This is a genomic window from Rhodococcus sp. H36-A4 (assembly GCF_027158005.1).
Classification (GTDB): domain Bacteria; phylum Actinomycetota; class Actinomycetes; order Mycobacteriales; family Mycobacteriaceae; genus Rhodococcoides.
This window is the reverse complement of the sequence record NZ_JAPVLQ010000001.1, coordinates 640,555-658,323: the sequence shown is the minus strand read 5'-3', so window position 1 is coordinate 658,323 and position 17,769 is coordinate 640,555. Positions and strand designations below refer to the sequence as shown.

Below are 17,769 nucleotides of genomic sequence, written 5' to 3'. Positions count from 1 at the left end.
CTGCTGCCGCACCGACTAACTCGCGGATTCGGTCTTGGGGTGTTTCTGCGTCTGCGGGGCAGCTTTGTTCGACAACAGCCGGGCTCGATTTGCATAGAAACGGAAACAATCTCCAGATGAAACTCAGCAAAATGGTCGTCACATCGGTGTTCGTTGCCGCGGCGATGGGCCTCGCCAGCGGAACAGCCTATGCAGATCCGACTCCGGCGGCGCCCGAGGCACCAGCACAGGACATCGGCTACGAGTCGAACCTCGAAGATCGCACCATCGTCACCACGATCGATGCGGGCGTCTTCAAGGTCGCCGACGACGGCAAGACGGTCGATGTGCTCGATCAGGCCGACAACGCAGTCGTCACCTTGCCGCTCAGCTTCAATCTCGGCGGCTTGAACTTCCCGTACGAGCAGAACGTCGACAACGACGGCAAGACGCTCCGTCTCGTTCCTCAGCTCGATCTGACCAAGGCCTCGGCCAACTCGCGCACGCTCGGCGCAACGCAGGTTGCTTCGACCGAGGAAAACCTCATCGCGCAGCAGACCTTCGTGACGCAGCTCGGTATCGCGAGCGCGATCGGTGGATTCACCGGTACTGCAATCGGTGCGATTGCTGGTGCGATCATCGGCGCTCCGACTATTGCCGGAGTTATTGCAACAATTCCGATTGGTGCAGGTGTTGGTGGAGTTATCGGCACGATCGTCGCCGGTGGACCGACGCTCGTCATCGCAGGCATCGACCTGATCAACACGCTGAACGCCGCTCCGGGAACTTCGAAGTACGCAGACAGCGTCAACTGAACGCTCTCGACATAACATCAGCCCGTCACCTCAATGGAGGTGGCGGGCTGATGTGTGTTCGAGGTCAGCCGAATCGAATACCGGGGTCCGCCAGTGCGATTCCGTTGATCACGATCGTCACCAGGTAGCCGATCAGGTCGAGTCCGACTCCGATAAGTCCGAGCATGCGGGATGCCTTCCGTTCGAGTGATGCGGCACGGGTGTACCTAATGGTCTCGCGATGATCATACGACGTATTTGAATCTCAGTACGACGCGCCGCGCATCGAATTAAACTCTGCCGCAGCAGGAGTCGGCCCTTCGGTGCGTGTGGACACGCTCGGCTCACGTGTCGGCTGTTCGGATGAACGTTTTGGTTTTCTTTACAAGCCCTTGGTACTTTGTTGGAGTGGAAACAGGCGTCACTGCAGTTACGATGCATGTCCACTCCGAGCCCTCGTCCATCGAATCCGAGTGGTCTGCGCTCGCTGACCGTGTCGGGACGGTGTTCTCGTCGAGGCCGAGCTTCGTGGCCAATGTTGTGCGTGCGTCGAGTCTCGACTTCGAATTGGTGGCGATTCGTCGAGACGGACAGTTGGTTGCGTCGGCTGCATTGTCTCTGGTGCGCCGCGGGCCGTTCACTCTCGCGAAGGTGATCGGCACCGGTTTGGGAGTGCCGATCGAATTTCTCAGCGAGGACACCGAAGCCTCCGACGCGTTGCTCGATGCCATTGCGTCCCTGGGTTACATGGTGGATGCCGATTCCATGATCACGAACGATCCCACTGTGCGCAGGCTCGCGCAGCATCCGTCATGGACAGTGAACATGATGGTGCGTGAACGTGTCCCGGTCATCGATCTCGCTGGCGGACAGACAGCCTCGGATCTTCGAAGTGCGAAATCACTGAAGAGGCTTCGCCAATACCGCAGCGAGGTGCAGCGTCGGTCGTCGTTTCGGGTCGAGGAGATCACCGAGGTCTCGCATCTGGACGCTCGGTGGAACGACATCCTGGAGGTAGCGGTCCGCGGGATCGCCGGCACCACGAAGATCAACTATCTGACTGCGCCGCATGGCGAGTTCGCTCGAAATTTCCTTCGGAGCGAGGCTCGAGCAGGCAGGCTCTGCATTGCAGGTCTGGTGATCGACGGGCAGTGGTCCGCCCACGAGATCGGGCTGCGAACAGGCTCGCGGATGGAAGGGTGGCTCACGCACTACGACCCGACAGTCGGGCGGTGCCAACCCGGCCATCAGCTGATCGAGTGGTTCGCGAACAATCACGACCAACTGGGTGTCGACGCACTCGATCAGGGAGTGGGCGTCAACGAGATCAAATCGGTCTGGGCCACATCGGATTACGAGCTCGTGCGAGTGTCGGCGGTACCGAAGACCTGGGCCATGCCCGGGGTGCTGGTCCGACTTCTTCGCCAGCTTCCCCCGGCCCTCTCGCGCATTCGAGGATTCGTCCAGCGCTGTCCCTGACCCAAGCCCTTGTCGGGGCCGACTATCTTCAGCCGATCGAGGCAGTCCTGACGGTCGTGCCTGTTTCTGCCGCAACCTGATCGATTGGGATTCCCAAGCTTGCCGTGCCACCGAACTGCGCGAGTGCGAGGCTGGCTTCGGTGCAATCTGGTGCGCCGCCACTGTTGGAGCCGCTGGTGATTCCCAGAGCGAGTGTTCCGGTCACGATGGCGCCGCCACTGTCGCCCGCGAGAGTACATGCGGTACTTGCGAACCCGCGCACGGTGCGGCTGGTGCCGTCTTCCATGAACAGTTGAGTCTCGACGCGGTCTGCGGCAACTACTCCGCAGGTGAACGATGACGACTGACCGGACTTGCAGACGGGCGCTCCGACGACGGGGGAAGCAGTGCCGGTGATGGTCACCGTGCTGCCGTTGGCTCCGCGGACGGTCGGCTTGTCGAGACCGGAGGAGGTGCCCCTGTCGTTCAGCGAGATGACGGACCAGTCGAGTGCGCTGGGGGATCCGAGGCTGGATTCGGCGAAAGTGCCGATCTGGGTGCTGTCGTGCACGTTTGCCGGGTTCGGTAGGTAGACGGGTGCACCGCCTGCACCGGTGGCGGCATTCGGATTGCAATGCCCTGCACTGAGATTGACGGACTGTCCCGAGCCCGATGTGGCATTGAACCCGAAGGAGCAGACGCTGATGTCGGTAGGCGCGGTGTCCTTGATGGGGCCCGCGGTGGTGACGTAGGTGTCTCCACCCATCGGCGTCGGGTCGGTGGGCTTGGGTCCACCCGGCGACAGGATGACCTTCAGGTTGGCCAGCAGTGTCGGAAGGTTGAGCGCGCTGCCGATGGGACTGTTCGCGAGGTCGATGACGATCTGATTGTCCAAAACGTCTATCGAAGTACCGTTTACCTGACTGGCGACCTCGCGGGGCAAGGTGGAGATCCAGTTGTTCAGGTCCGTGAGCGACCTTTCCAACCCGTCTGCTGAGACGGGGGCCTGCGCGGAGTCGTAACCGTCCTGCGCCACGGCCTGTGCTGCGTCCTGAGATGTCACCGCGACGACTGCCTTGCCATCTGGACCTATCCAGGCACCGGCAAAGTCGGCTGGTCGGTTGGCGCGGAAATCCGTTGCGTAAGTGGACAACTCCTGCGCCAGGGCCGCACGATCGAGGTACTCCTGGGGAGAGATTTTCAGATCGCGTACCACAGCCTCTGCGAGTTCACGCGGCAACTGATCTGCGGCGGACTGGTCGACTCCACTGTCGGGCTCGGCCGAGGCCGGTGCAGAGAAGGTACCGAAGAGTAAGAACGCCGTCGAACAAACCACCGCTGCGCGCAGTGCCCCCGTGTTACGCATGAAATCCCTTCATCAGGTGCTGACCGTCAGCGCCCCACCTTAGGCCATAGATCACAGAAAATTATGAACGGTATGGTCAGCGGCCTGGCAGGGAAAGATCGGGAAACGTGAAGTCGGGAAAAGTAAGCCGTGGTGGCTGCGTTTTCGTCGGCGGGAGTGGTAAAGAGGGCTCAGGCGCGACCGTCTCGGGAGCGGGCGGGGGGAGCGGCTGCGCCGGAATTGTCTCGACGATCGGCGGCTCTGTGTTCGACGGCTCTGGGGTCGGCACCGATTCAGGGCTCGGCAATTCGCTGGGCGGGGCGGCGAAGGTCGGGATCGGCACTGCAGCGGCGGGAACAGGCGTCGGCGACGGTTCGGTTGCCGGTATGGAGCCTGCATCGGTGATCGCCGGGGGGACGACCTCGGCGCCGTCGCTGAAGGCGCCCACAGCCGCGGCGATAGCGATCGAGACGAGAACGAGCGCGATCGCAGCCGCTGCCACGATTGCGATGGGGCGCTTGGAGTTCGGTGTATCTGTGGACTGTGGACCACTGGGCGAGAGTGGAACCTGCACCGGGATCGCCTCGGAGAATGCCAAGGCGGGCGCAGGAGTGACGACGGGCAGTGCGTCGGTATCGGCCGAATCCGATGGGACCGGGTACATGGCTTCGACTATTCCCAAAGCGCCGCGGGTGACGGTGACCTGATCGAGGTCACCGGAGTTCGATCGAACAAATTCCCGTGCAGCAGCCTCGTCCGAGATCAGAGTGACCTGCTCGAGGTCGACGCGGTCGAGGGCGTCCCGCACCGAGTCGATGGCGTGAGAACTCCAGGTGTTCGGGTGTGTCAGGACCGCGTGCGGCACGATGCCACCGTGCTCGGCGGTCACCGAGTTCACGAGGCAGAATGCGGCGGTCGCGACGAGATCTTCGGCGCGGAATTCTTGATCGCTGTGCTCGGGCTCGTCGACACGGCCGAGGAATCCGACGAAGGGCGTCGAGTCCGCTGACGGGTCGGCTCCGAGTCGCGCGGTGCCGTCGCCGGAGTAGAACAGGGCGGTGTCGGTGACGAAGACCGACGGGTGCTCGCTTCGGGTACGTCGATGGACTGCCACCGATACCCCGTCGGCGATCGTCATCGCCAGATATCCGGTCACGGTGTCGGCTTCAGCATGGTGTTGTCCTGCTCACTGTCCGGGGTGGCGCCGCTGGGCTCTGTCGGCGGCTCCGGATCGACCGGATCGGTCGGCTCCTCCGGACTCGGATCGATCACTTCCGGCTGGTCGACGTCCGGCTCGACGGGTTTCGGCGTGGTTGTTTCCGGCTCGGTTTCGACGGAGGTCGCCGGGGCGGGCTGAGTTCTCGGAGGCGTGATGACGACGTCCGAGGTACGAGGCGGTTCCGCGGGCGTAGTGGTGGGCGCAGGGGCCGGGGCGACGATCGGTTCGGTCGAAGGTTCGACGAACGGTACGACCGTGGGGAACGGAATCTGCGAACTCGGACGGACGATCGGGACGGTGGCCTCGGCGACCTGTGCGCTGTCGATCTCTGGGATCGACGGCCCGGACGTGTCCTGAATCAACAGTGCCGTCAGGCCTGCGCCGAGCGTCAGCAGGGCTGCGAACGCGGCCGCCGCGAGGATGGGGGTGCGTGTCCACAGGGGGCGCACCGGAGTCCGCAGCGGTATTTCCTCGGTCACGGCCTCGATCGGGAACTCGGCGGCGAGCACCGCAGCGCCGCGTGCGGCTGCGATACCGGAATCCGATCCGGCCCACCTGACATCGAGTCCGCCCGCCCATGCTGCGCGTGCTTCGGACTCGGAGACGAGTGCGACGTGGTCGAGGCCGACGCGGCTCATGGCCATACGCACTGCCGAGACCTGCTCCGCCGTCCACCGTGCCGGGAATGTCGCTGCAGCTGCGAGCGTGTCCACCGGGGTACCGATGGACTGGGCGACGTCGGTGAGAAGGCATCGAAGTGCCATCGCGACGAGATCTCCGGGGGCATGATCGCTGGACGCTTCTTCGCCGATCGCGTCGACGAATCCGGTGAACTCGACTGCATCGGGGTCGTCGGTTCGACCGAGCGAAGCGGAACCGTCGGAATGGACGTAGAGAACAGTGTCGTGCAGCGAGGCGACATGCAGGGAAGGACTCGAACGCGCGGCCCGCGATACCGCTGCGATTGCGCGCTGATCGTCGATGTACATGCCGACGTCGGGTAATTCCTGCGCGGGCGGATGGGCCTGCGCAGGCTCGGCGGACCGATTGATCATCGCTACTGCTACCTCGTCGTCTACATATGCCTTGTGGGCGGAGTACTGAGATAGATGTCGTATGCAGGCCCGCAGAAGTTACACAGCCCGCGCACGACTACACAGTAGTTCCGTAGCCCATCCCACGCAGCATCGACAGAAGCTCCGATCGCGAGCGCGCACCGAGGCGCCGCTTGATGCGCGCGACGTGGTGTTCGACGGTCTTGGCAGAGATGTAGAGCCGATTGCCTGCTTCGCGGTAGGTGATGCCGAGGACGAGCATTTCCGCGACTTCGGCCTCGCGTGCGCTGAGCGCACCTTTCGGTTCTGCGGTTACTGCGGTCGGTGCCGCGACGGGCTGGCGAAGTGATCGAGCCACCTGGAGCAATGTTGTCGCAGCACGGGTGTCGGCGACGCGCAGTGCGGCTTCGCCGGCTAGGCGGGCGCCGTCCCACGACAATCCGAACTGGGTGAGGGAGTGGGCCGCGGCTTCGACGTCGGAGACGTTCGGATGGCCTTGCAGTACGCCCAACCAGGCGCGACCGGCGGAGGCAAGGGTGGCGCTGTACCGGTTCGATTCGGCTGCCGAGGCGAGTGCCCGCGCATGCGGAACCAGTTCGGCGGGATTCTCGGCAGCAATGGCGGCCTGAACTCCGTACCAATGAAATGCCGACGCCCAGGCACTCGGCTCGTCCAGGCCCGCGAGTACGGAATCGACCTGTGCAAGCAGATGCGTCATGCGGTCGGGTTGACCCACCCGCACGGCCCCGAGCCAGAGTTCACCGATCGGTAGCAGTGAGAACAAGTCGGCCGAGTATTCGGCGATGACGTCCTGCGCATCGTCCCACGCATTGATCAGTGCCCCTCGGTCACCGGACCGGCGGGCCAGCCCGACTCCGATCGCGTGGAAGAAGAGTCGATTTCGACTGTGCGAAGACGGGATCCGCATCGTCTCGATACGGGATGCTGCTGCCGCCAGATCACCGGACAACATGCTCGCCCAGGCTTGGAGCAATGCAATTCTGGTGCCGCTCGGATGCTGCATGGGTGCGGTGGACCGCGACACCAGCGATTCGACGCGCCCGAGATCGCCGCAGTGCAGCGCGAACAGAATGGCGGTTGCCGACGCAGTCTCGGGTGCAGCTCGCCTGGCGTCGGCGCCGGACAGTGACACCGCGCGCATCAGCGTGTTCGTTGCCGCAGTGGTCTCGGCCGTCGACTCCGCGGCGATGGACTGCTGCAACCCACTGGCCAGCAGAGTCAGCGCAGCGGTCGCCGACGTGGGCGGTGCTGTAGACACGGCCGTGACCGGTGGCACGACGCCTGCCACCGAGGCGACGACGGCGGCCAGTGGGGCGTCCGTGCCGGCGCGGTCGGGGCCGAGCCACTCGTAGAGTTGACGTCCACGCTCGGTCATGCCCCGCTCGGCAGCGACGGTCGCCGATGTCCTTATCGCTGTTCGCAATTCGCCCGCAGTCACCGAGTCGCTGTGCTCGAGAACGTGATCACCGAACCGCTCGGCTGCATCGAGATCGCCGAGCACCGCTGCTACATCGGCCCTTCGTGCAGCCAAGGAAAGTGGTTCGGCGCCCGCGTCGACGGCACACGAATACAGCGTCGCGGCCGATTCGGGCTCTGCGCGATCAGCTTCGAAGGTGAGGAAGTGCGCCAACTGTGGATGTCGAACTCCTGCACCGGCGATGGACACTGCCATGTCGGTGTCGAGAGTGTCTGTCTTGCAACGATATTCGAGCAGAGCGGTAAGTATCTCGGAGAGTCGAGGCGCGCCGAGTGTAGCGAGTAATGCCTCGGTGACACCGGACAGTGAGGGAGGTTCCTGCGCCAATACGCCTGCTGCTACTGCACTCTCGCGCACTGCTGCCGGATCGGCTGCTCCTTCGGTTGGTTCGCTCAGCACCTCGGTGTCGGATTCGGCGCCGAAATGAGCCAGCGCGACCACACTCTGCTCGGCGCGGGTCAACGCAGCGAGGTACGCCACTCGATGAGCGTGGACAGCGTCGACGACGACCTTGGTGACCGACATGTCCGCGTCGACGCGTCTACTGGCCTCCAGTGCGACATCGACGGTATTTTCACATCCACCGGTGGCGGTCAGGATGGTCCCGGCCAGCGCGCGCGAGATCGGTCGTCCAGCATCGGTTGCCCGGGCGGCGATGTCGGACTTGGTCAGCACGAAAGCAGCTACTTGTTGCCGAGCAACGGGGGAACCAGTCCGACGATGCCGCCGACCGCATCGCCCGTGCCCTGAACAACACCCCCGACGCCCTGGCCGACGCCTTGAAGCACGTTTCCTGCGGCATCTCCGGCGTCGGACAGACCCGGACCGGTATAAGCCGGTGGTGTGTAGGCCGGTGGCGAGTACGCGGGCGGGGTGTATTCCGGGAGCTGCGGATTCGGTGCGGGCGCACCCGGCGCTGTGACGCCCGGCGCTGGAGCAGGGGCGCCGGGCGCTCCGACCTCGACGGCCGGGACGACGGCGGATCCTGGAGCGGAGACGATCGAGCCGTCAGCGGCGATAGCGGTTCCCGGTGCCGGGATCAACGTGCCGTCGGCAGCGATGGTCGGAGCAGGTAGACCGTTTGCGGGCGTGCCCATTTCGGCAACGGTGGCGGCAGTTACCGCCGACGTACTGGCGCCGGTGCTGCTCTCCGACACCGAATCGACCGGCGCATCGTCGGTGGTCAGTGCGGTTCCTACGGACAATCCGCCACCGGCGATGACCACGAGCGCGGCAACGGAAGCGAAGACGATGCCGACCTTTCTGCGGCCGGATGTTCCGGGCGATTCGGTCGCGGACGCGGCAGCAGAGGATGCGAACGCCGGGCGCGGCGCGGGTCGGGTGACGGCGGCGGCAGCGGCCACCGGAGCGTCTAGGACGGCTGCGCAGGCGATCTCGTTGGCGAGCAAGGCTGCGCCGATTGCGGGGATGCGGTCCGGATGCGGACTGGTGACCACCGGAACACGCATGTGTGAGGAAACAAGTTCGGCGACAAGGGGAATGCTGGAGCTGCCACCGATGAGGAGGACCTGCGTCACATCGGAGACGTCGAGGCCCGAGGTGTGCAGCACGTCGCGAATCAGCTCGATGGAATCGAGAACCGGGCGGCGGATCAAGTCTTCCAGTTCGCCACGAACGAGCCGTGTCTCGGTGTGCACCGAGGGAAGGTCGACGGTCAGCGTCGTCGCCGTCTCGGAAGAGAGTTCTTCCTTCGCCTCACCGCAGCGTGCACGAAGTTCGACGAGGGCGCCGACGGTATCGGGATCGAACGGGTCGAATTCGAAGGAGGCGCTACTGGCCGCGGTGTCGAGCACGTGCTCGGTGATCAGGTGGTCGAACTGTGCTCCGCCGAAGTCGGTGGAGTTGGCTCCGGCTCCGATGGTTCCGGCTTCGGCACCGGTGCGCATCAGGGTGATGTCGAGGGTGGAGGCGCCGAGGTCGTAGATGACGACGAGGCCGTCGTTCGCTGCGCCGCGTGAACCCTCGAGCCAGCGCATGGCCGCCGCGGAGTCGGGGACGAGTGTCGCATCGGGCACGCCTGCACGTTCCAAAGCGCCTTGGAGCACGTCGGTCGTATAGGTCGACCACCGGTCGGGATAGGTGACCACGACGGTGGGATCACAGGCGGCGCCCGCACACGCTTCGGCAACGAGGGCCCGCGTGGCAGTGGCGAAGAGGTCCTCGGCCTGATGCGATCGTCCGTCCTCGTCGATGACAGGAACGGGATCTCCGACGCGGTCGGCGAATCCGCTGATCAGATAGCGGTTCTGGCGATCGTGGCGCCCGGCGAGGCTGGGAGCGGCACCGGGGCGAAGGTCCAGGGCGGACCTGCGAGTGACGGTGAGCATTGCTTCATCGGTGGCGAAGTCGCGGGGCGCGTGGGGATCTTCGGATGTATCGAGGGCAGCCACCGAGGCAGCTGTTCCAATCCGTATGCCGAGCCCTGCGCTCATCTTCATCTCCGGCTTCTTGTTCGATCCGCACGTCCTATCGATCTTGTGTCGGAAGCACCGCACCTTTCGTTACGTCTCACAGCAGGTGAAGCGGTATCGGCGGGGAAATCCCCTAACGGCTCCGAATCCCCTAACGGCTCACCCCTGGGCCGGTCGGTCCGACTAGGGGGATCGACCCCGTTCTGCCGGGCGCCGCAGGCACATAGCTTTGTGATCAACCACGAAAGACCGAGCAAAAGAATGGAGCCACTTCACATGGCCACCAACGCAGTACTCGACTTCATCCTCAGCCTCCTTCGCGACGACAAGGCAGCTGCCACGTACTGCGCCAACCCGGATATCGCGCTGGCCGCGGCAGGGCTGGGCGATGTGTGCCACGCCGACATCGTCGCTGTTGCCCCTCTGGTAGCCGAGTCCGGGCTGTTCGCAGGAGCAAGCTCGCAGCTCTCGGCCATCCTCGGTGCGGGTGCATCGGGAAGCATCGAAGGCGGCCTGGCCGGTGGCGGCACAATCGGCGGTGGGCTCGGCGGTGGACTGTCGACGGGCATCGGACTGACAGCCGGTGCTGTCGCAGGCGGAGGACTGGCAGGTGGCGGACTCATCGGAGGCGGAATCGGCGGTGGAGCAGATGGCGGAGTCGGCGGCGAGGTGGATCTGGCCGGTGACATCGCGGTCCAGATCGGTGCCTCGCTCAGTGCAGCTCTCGCCGCAGGCGGACATGTCGGAGCCGACCTCGGCGCAGCATTCGGTGCCGCACTCGAAGCTGCCATCGGCGCGGGCGGATCGATCGATCTCGGTGGCGCGGCAGATCTCGGTGGCGCCCTGACCGGACTCATCGGCGGCGGAATCGAGCTCGGCGGCGAGGTCACCGGAGCATTCGAGGCAGCGCTCGATGCCGCACTCGGTGCAGTCGGCAGCATCGATCTCGATGTCCTTGCCGGTGTGGACGGTGCCCTGAGCACTGCCCTCGGCACTGTTTTCGGCGTCGGCGGAACCATCGGAGCCGATCTCGGCGCCGCGCTCGGTGACGTCTTCGGTGCCGTGATCGGTGAAGGCGCACTCGATCTCACCGGCGATCTCGGTGTGGCATTGAGCGCCGGCCTCGGACTCGGAAGCGACATCGCGGTCGGCCTGGGCTCGGCACTCGACGCCGCGTTCAGTGCAGGCGGGGGAATCGGCGTCGAACTCGGCGGAGCCCTGGAGAGCGTCCTCGCCGTCGACGGTGACCTCGGCGGCACCCTGGGCGCAGCGCTCGGCGCCGTACTGGACGCCGGCGCATTGGCAGACCTCGACCTCACCGGAATCGCGGACGCCGACATCGGTGCCCTCGTCGGCGGCGCACTCGGCACTGCCCTCGATCTGGACATCAGTATCGTCGGCAGCCTGACCGCTGCGCTGAACACTGCGATCGACGCGTCGGGCGAGGCAAGTGTTGCGACCACGCTCGAAGGTGTTCTCGGCGGTGCATTCAGCGTGGGCGGCGAAGCCGGGTCAGGTCTCGGAGCCGCCTTCGACGGTGTTCTCGACGCGAGCGGAGCACTCGATCTGAGCGCAGTCCTCGGCGGCGGTCCCGAACTCGGAGCAACTCTCGACGGCGCTCTCGGATCAGCTCTCGACGCGGCAGGAGGCGTCGCAGGGTCCGGCGATCTCGACCTCAGCGGTCTTACCGGGGCAGGCGTCACCGGTGGAATCGACAGCGGCATCGACGCCGTCGGCGAAGCAGGCGCGGGGGTCTCCGGCGGATTGTCCGGGCTTGCGGGGCTGGGTGGCGGACTTGCCGGAGGGCTCGGTCACGCGGGCGGTGAGCTGGGTGGCTCGCTGACCGGCGCGCTCGACGGCGCAGCAGCGGGTGCAGTGGACATCGGCGGCGGCGTAGCCGGAACCATCGACGCAGGCGCATCCGCTGGTGCCGACGCGGCTGTCTCCACGGGCGCAGAGGTAGCAGGCGCACTCGGTGGTGGGCTCGGGTCGGTTACCGATCTGTCCGCCGATCTATCCGGTGCCGCTGCCGGTGGCGCCGACATGGTCGGTGCCGTCACCGGGGGCATCACGAGCGGCGCATCCGGATCGTTCGATTCGACCTCGTCCTTCGATTCGAGCGCCTGGTCCGGCGTGGATTCGAGCATCTTCGGACAAGCACAGTCCGACGCCGGCCTGCACTCGGACACCAGTCTTCACGGAGACCTCGACAGCTCGGCACAGTCTGTTGCCGACCTGTCGACCGGTGATCACCACACCGATCTGCTCGACCCGTAACCACGCAGTTGTAGGCGGCCCCGGGCGGTTCGGTTCGCCCGGGGCCGCTCTGTCGTTAGAGTTCACCCGAACGCTGGAGAAGGAACGTGTATCGGAAAGAAGGCTATGGACGGGCAATCGAAGCAGCTGGCCGATTTGCTCGATCGCACTGCGGAAGTGGCGCAGAGCGTCGGTCGGTCCGATCTCGTGTCGAGGGTGGAGCTCGCGAAGGAGCGAGTGCTCGATCCCAGAAGGCGCATCGTCGTCGTCGGGCCCCTGAAACAGGGAAAAAGCCAATTCGTCAACTCGTTGCTGAACCTCGACGTGTGTTCGGTCGGTGACGACGAAACGACTGCCATCCCCACCGTCGTGCAGAACTCCGCACGTCCGTATGCAGAACTGGTGCTTGCCGATCCAGGCAACGACGCCGTTCGGGTCGAAGTACCGCTCGAAGATCTAAAGACCATCACCCCTGCGGATCCTCGGGCGCAATCCCGCGAGGTCCTTCGGCTCGAGGTCAATGTACCGAGTCCGCTACTGGCCGACGGGCTCGTGCTCGTCGATACGCCCGGCGTGGGTGGTCATGGAAACCCGCATGCCGCAGGCACACTCGGTTTGATACCGTCCGCAGACGCGGTACTGGTCGTCTCCGATGCCAGTCGCGAGCTCACCGAGCCCGAAGTGTCTTTTCTGCGACAGGTTCTCGGCCTCTGCCCTTCGGTGGCATTGCTGGTCACCAAAACCGATCTTTATCCACACTGGCGGCAGATCGTCGACGCCAACCTCGCTCACCTGGCGCGTGAAGGCCTCGATGTGCCGATCATTGCGCTGTCTTCTTTGCTGCGATCACACGCACTTCGGCTCAGTGACGAGGAGTTGAACAGTGAGTCGGGATTTCCCGAGCTCTACACGTTCCTTCGTGAGAACGTCCTGTTGCGCGCCGATGCGACGACGCGGGCCGCAGTCTCGCTCGACATCAGGTCGGTCACCGAGCACCTCGCGCTGGCAATGGGGAGTGAGCTTGCGGCACTGCGTGATCCGCAGCGAGCCGAGGCAGCCGTTGCCGGACTGCAACGGGCGAAAGCGGCGGCCGAGGAGCTGCACAAGAAGACCTCGCAGTGGCAGCACACCCTCTCCGACGGTATTGCCGACCTCGCCGCGGATATCGACCACGACCTGCGTGATCGACTGCGTCGAGTGACACGCGAGGCGGAGGAGACCGTGGACGCGGGGGACCCGAGTTCGGACTGGCTCGAGCTCGGCAACTGGCTCGAAGAGCAGATCGCGGCATCGGTCGGCGACAACTTCGTGTGGGCACATGACCGTGCGTTGTGGTTGTCCGGGCTCGTCGCGGAGCACTTCGCGGCCGCCGGCGCCGTCGCGCTGCCCGATCTGGATCTGGGTGATCTCGACGACATCCTCGAACCCGTTGCCTCGCTTGCCGATCTGGAGTCGGGGAAGACCGGGATCACCCAGAAAGTCCTCGTCGGAATGCGTGGATCGTATGGAGGGGTGCTGATGTTCGGGCTCATCACCACCTTCGTCGGGCTCAGTTTGCTCAATCCGATTTCCATCGGTGCCGGCGTACTGCTGGGCACCAAGGCGTACAAGGAAGACAAGGAAAATCAGGTCAGGGCTCGTCGTTCGGAAGCCAAGATCGCGATTCGTCGCTTCACCGATGACGTCAGCTTTCAGGTCGGCAAGGAATCGAAGGATCGTTTGCGTCTGATTCAGCGGGTGCTGCGCGATCACTTCACTTCCATTGCCGAGCAGACGCTGCGATCGCTCAACGATTCACTGCGCGCAGCGCAGGAGGCGGCAAATGTCGAAACAGCCGAAAGGTCGACGCGTACAGTACATTTGGACCAGCAAATGAAGGCCGTCGCGGAGCTCAACGAGCGTGCCTCCGCTCTCGTGCGAAGCGGCCGGGCGCAGTGACACCGCTCGCCGATGCCCGTGAGCTGATCGCCGCCGCACGCGCCGCATATTCGATCGACACCTACGCTGCTGCCGCACTGACCGAGGTACTGGACCGGCTGGATCAGCCGCTACGCGTCGCGCTCGCCGGGTCGCTCAAGGCCGGTAAGTCGACACTGCTCAATTCTCTTGTCGGGCAGGATATAGCGCCGACCGACGCTACCGAATGCACCAAAGTCGTCACCTGGTATCGCAACGGAGCCAGTCCGAACGTCACAGCCTGGTACGACGGAGGCAAGTCCACACACGTGCCGGTGCAGCGCCGCGACGGACGCTTGGCGTTCGACCTCGGCGACCTGACGGCGCCGGATGTCGACCGTCTCGAAGTCGAGTGGCCAGCGCGCGCCCTGACGCACAGCACCATCATCGATACGCCCGGCACCTCCTCGCTCTCTCGAGACGTGTCGGCTCGCACGCTGTCGATGTTGACGCCGGAGAACTCGTCTTCCGGGGCCGACGCCGTCGTATATCTGATGCGGACGCTCAACGCTACCGACGTGAGCTTTCTCAGTCAGATCGGTGCTCATGTCGGCGGTGAGTCGGGACCGCTCGGTGTGATCGGAGTCGTCTCACGTGCGGACGAGGTCGGGGCAGGCCGGATGGACGCAATGATGTCCGCGCACGAGGTCGCGGCACGGTTCGCTGCGGAGTTGGAATCGACAGGACTGTGCCAGGCCGTCGTGCCCGTTGCGGGGTTGCTTGCGCTGGCCGCTGGAACCTTGCGGCAGTCGGAGTTCGCGGCCTTCGAAACCCTGGCAGGTGTGCCCGAGAAAGATCTGGCGTTGGCGATGCTGTCGGCCGACCGGTTCTCCCGACCCGGACTGCTTCCGGTCGATGCGGATCTGCGGGCGTCGATCGTCGATCGCTTCGGCATGTTCGGAATCAGGATGGCGATCACTCTGATCAAACTCGGCGTCCGTGATTCGCCGACACTGGCAGCGGAACTGACCGAACGGAGCGGGTTGAGCGAACTGCGCTCGGTGATCGACGTGCAGTTCGGTCAACGCGCGGACCAGCTGAAACTACATTCGGCACTCGTCGCGCTGCAGCGCATTCTCGAATCACGGCCTATTGCACAGTCCACAGTCTTTCGAGCCGAAGCAGGCCGGATGCTGGCCGACGTGCATGGCTTTCAAGAACTACGGCTGCTCGGACGGCTACGATCGACCGTCCCGAAGCTGCCCGACGGCGATCTCGCGGAATTGCAACGGATCATCGGCGGATATGGCATCGACAGCGCCGTCCGGCTCGGCTTGGATCCGGACTCCGGACCGGCCGAGCGCCGCGATCGGGCGCTCGACGCGATCTCGAAGTGGCGCAGACTCTCCGAGCATCCACTGCTCGATCAGTTCACCTCGCGGGCCTGCGCCGTCGCAGCGCGCAGCGCCGAAGGTGTTGTCGCCGTTACGCGTTGATCCGTGCGTCAGCGCAGGATGACCGGCACCCCCTGGTACGGGGCGAGGGTCATCGGGAAGCTGTTGAGCTCATCGACCACGCCGAGCTCCGAGTCGTCGAACATGTCGAAGACACCCGCGCCCGGTGTCAGGAACTTGGATTGAATCGTGGCTGCTACCTCGTCGGAGGAGAAGTTGATGACCGTTGCCTGAATCGTGCCCTGACCCAGTTCGTGCACCATCACCAACAAACCCTTGTGTGAGACGGTCGGTACATCGAGTTGCTGCGCGGTCGCAATGCCGAACCTGTTGCGAATCTCGATGATTCGACCGAGCCGGCTGGCGAACGAGTTCGGATCCTTCAGCTGTGCAGGCAATGCACCGTAGAGGCTGCGGCCACGGGGTATGCCCGATTCCGAGCGGACCGCGTCGGGGAAACTGTCCATCAGATCGTGCGCGCCACGGTTGATCCAGCGGGTGTCGCCTTCGCGAATCAATTCGGCGACGTCCTCGGCGTCGATGGGGAGCACACCGAGCAGGTCCCAGCCGGACAACGCGAATACGCCCGGTTGCAGGGCGTTGAACATCGCGAGCATCAGATGAACGGTTCTGACAGTGTCGATATCGGACTCGTCCATCCGATCGAGATCGCGGATGCCGAGTGAAGCGGTGATGACACTGGCTGTGGTGCAGGCGATTCCGTTGGTGGTGAAGGTTCGGTTGTACGGCGCCCAACGTCCGGTGAGTCGATCGGTGAGATCGGACCGAATCAGATCGCCCAGATCCGAACCTTTCACGACGTCGCCGCAGTAGTTGAACTCGTCCTCTGCATGCAGCGTTGCGAAGTGGATGAGCTCGAAGGTCAGCTCATCGTGGTTCTGCAGCGCGTGCACCAGCGAGGCAGGGTCGACGCCGTGGTCACGGCAGAGCGTCATGGTGAGCCTGAGGAATTCGGTATTCCCCATGACGAGCGCGTGATGGTAGGCGGGCCGGTTGATGAAGTCGTACGACAGGTCGGCGCCGTTCTCGCTCATCGCCTTGATGTCGTCGATCGTCAGATTCAACTCTTGGAAGGTGAATCCGCCCATCTTGCGCACCACACTGGCGATCAGATGATTGGCGGCCTCCGACAGAGGGTGGCCCTCGGACCAGCCGGGGCCTTCCGCGCGGCGCTCGACACCGAGGAAGCCATTGGCGTCCAATCGCAATGCACCGGCGCCGAGGTCGGCAATGGAATGGCATGCGTCGCCGATCACCAGGCGCATACCGGCGAACGACGGGTCGAGCCAGTTGATCGACGGCTGCCCGGCCTTGAAGTAGTGCAGGTACACCCAACGGCGCTCGACGCCATCGATGCCGACGACGGGGGCTGTTGCGCTCCAGTTGGTTTCCTTCACACCGAGCTCGTAGAAGATGACCCGTTGGAGCTGACCGATGATGTAGCCGGCGCGCGCGAGATTGGCCTCGGCCTCGGCGTCGATGTTCTGCGAGTCGGCACCGGCACGGACACGAGGTAGTAGATGCCAGTCCTCCGGCTCGATCTCCACCATGTGGTAGATCCCCGGGTAGTCGGAGACTGCCATTTCGGCTAGGCGAAAATCCGCCCCCTTGCCGGTGTGCCCGGGGACGATGTCGTCGATGACTATGCCGTCGTATGCGGAGGCGACGACGCACAGCCGTCGGAACTCTTCTTCCGAGCCGAACGCGGGATCGATCTTCATCCCGATCCGATCGAAATGGCCGTCTACCGAGGGCGTCGGCTTCCAACCGTGGATACCGCCGGCGACCTTGACCGGTCCGGTGTGGACGGCGGTGATGCCGATATCGGAGAAGGCCTGCCAGAGCTCTTCGTCCCCGAGGGTGTGCAGAAAGCTGGTCTGCGGAGCGTTGATCACGGAGATCGGGTAGGCGGTGAACCAGACGGGCGCGCGCTCGACGGCTCCTCGTGGGTTGGGGTCGGCGTAGGGGTTCTGCCACATGCTGCCCTTGCCGGAGAGCTGTTCGGCGATGAGTTTGGCGTCCCTCAGCATCGACTGCTCGGTGAGCCATTCGACGTATTCGGGATTGGCGGCGGACGGATCGCTGTCCTGGGAGGTGTTGCCGGTCCGGTTTGCCCGACGGACGGAGGGGCGAAGCGGTCGAGGTCTGGCTGGATAGAACTTCTCGTCGTAGGTGATCTCGCTTGGTTCGTGCTGCACTTCGGGATCCATGTGCCTCCGTAGCCTCGCTTTTCCTCAAACCCTACGTAGGGAACGGGCGGTCCGCAGCTTTGTGCATCCCCGGTCGAGGTGTATGCGAAACCCGCCGTGCTGTGCTCGGTTCGGGAATTACATCGATGTTCTTCTCGCAGAACGTGATCGAC

General features: G+C 64.4%; 11 protein-coding genes. 5 read left to right on the top strand and 6 right to left on the bottom strand.

Annotation, left to right across the window (positions count from 1 at the left end; genetic code table 11):
- Positions 1-116: 116 nt before the first annotated feature.
- Together O1W68_RS03015 and O1W68_RS03010 are read left to right on the top strand one after the other, a co-directional pair.
- Complete coding sequence (locus O1W68_RS03015; protein ID WP_269301396.1) at positions 117-794, top strand: ammonium transporter; 678 nt, start codon at positions 117-119, stop codon at positions 792-794.
- A 387-nt stretch (positions 795-1,181) separates the two neighbouring features.
- Entirely contained in the window at positions 1,182-2,252 is a 1,071-nt protein-coding gene (locus tag O1W68_RS03010) for a GNAT family N-acetyltransferase (protein ID WP_269301395.1), read from the top strand.
- 28 nt (positions 2,253-2,280) lie between these two features.
- On the opposite strand, the gene O1W68_RS03005 is transcribed toward O1W68_RS03010, so the two are convergent.
- The 5 genes from O1W68_RS03005 to O1W68_RS02985 all read right to left on the bottom strand — a co-directional run bounded on the left by O1W68_RS03005 (position 2,281) and on the right by O1W68_RS02985 (position 9,801).
- Positions 2,281-3,597: a S1 family peptidase gene (locus tag O1W68_RS03005; RefSeq protein WP_269301394.1), complete on the bottom strand. Its 1,317-nt coding sequence runs from the start codon at positions 3,595-3,597 to the stop codon at positions 2,281-2,283.
- A 76-nt stretch (positions 3,598-3,673) separates the two neighbouring features.
- Entirely contained in the window at positions 3,674-4,732 is a 1,059-nt protein-coding gene (locus tag O1W68_RS03000; RefSeq protein WP_269301393.1) for a hypothetical protein, read from the bottom strand.
- Positions 4,729-5,850 (bottom strand): hypothetical protein, encoded by a 1,122-nt coding sequence (locus O1W68_RS02995; RefSeq protein WP_269301392.1) that lies wholly within the window; start codon positions 5,848-5,850, stop codon positions 4,729-4,731. The genes O1W68_RS03000 and O1W68_RS02995 overlap by 4 nt, the downstream gene beginning before the upstream one ends.
- Before the next feature lie 97 nt (positions 5,851-5,947).
- Positions 5,948-8,023 carry a helix-turn-helix transcriptional regulator gene (locus O1W68_RS02990; protein ID WP_269301391.1) on the bottom strand — a complete coding sequence of 692 codons (2,076 nt, stop codon included), beginning with the start codon at positions 8,021-8,023 and terminating at the stop codon, positions 5,948-5,950.
- Between the two features lie 8 nt (positions 8,024-8,031).
- Positions 8,032-9,801 (bottom strand): Hsp70 family protein, encoded by a 1,770-nt coding sequence (locus tag O1W68_RS02985; RefSeq protein ID WP_269301390.1) that lies wholly within the window; start codon positions 9,799-9,801, stop codon positions 8,032-8,034.
- A gap of 255 nt (positions 9,802-10,056) precedes the next feature.
- Here O1W68_RS02985 and O1W68_RS02980 point away from each other — a divergent pair, with 255 nt between their 5' ends.
- The 3 genes from O1W68_RS02980 to O1W68_RS02970 all read left to right on the top strand — a co-directional run bounded on the left by O1W68_RS02980 (position 10,057) and on the right by O1W68_RS02970 (position 15,428).
- Positions 10,057-12,057, top strand: coding sequence for an IniB N-terminal domain-containing protein (locus O1W68_RS02980; protein WP_269301389.1), 2,001 nt, complete (start codon positions 10,057-10,059; stop codon positions 12,055-12,057).
- A 105-nt stretch (positions 12,058-12,162) separates the two neighbouring features.
- A complete protein-coding gene (locus O1W68_RS02975) occupies positions 12,163-13,974 on the top strand; it encodes a dynamin family protein (protein ID WP_269301388.1) in 1,812 nt (603 codons plus the stop codon).
- Positions 13,971-15,428 (top strand): dynamin family protein, encoded by a 1,458-nt coding sequence (locus O1W68_RS02970; protein WP_269301387.1) that lies wholly within the window; start codon positions 13,971-13,973, stop codon positions 15,426-15,428. The genes O1W68_RS02975 and O1W68_RS02970 overlap by 4 nt, the downstream gene beginning before the upstream one ends.
- A gap of 8 nt (positions 15,429-15,436) precedes the next feature.
- Here the strand turns inward: O1W68_RS02970 and treS are convergent, their stop codons facing one another.
- On the bottom strand, positions 15,437-17,617 hold the full coding sequence (gene treS, locus O1W68_RS02965) for a maltose alpha-D-glucosyltransferase (protein WP_269301386.1): 2,181 nt from the start codon (positions 17,615-17,617) through the stop codon (positions 15,437-15,439).
- Between the last annotated feature and the right edge of the window lie 152 nt (positions 17,618-17,769).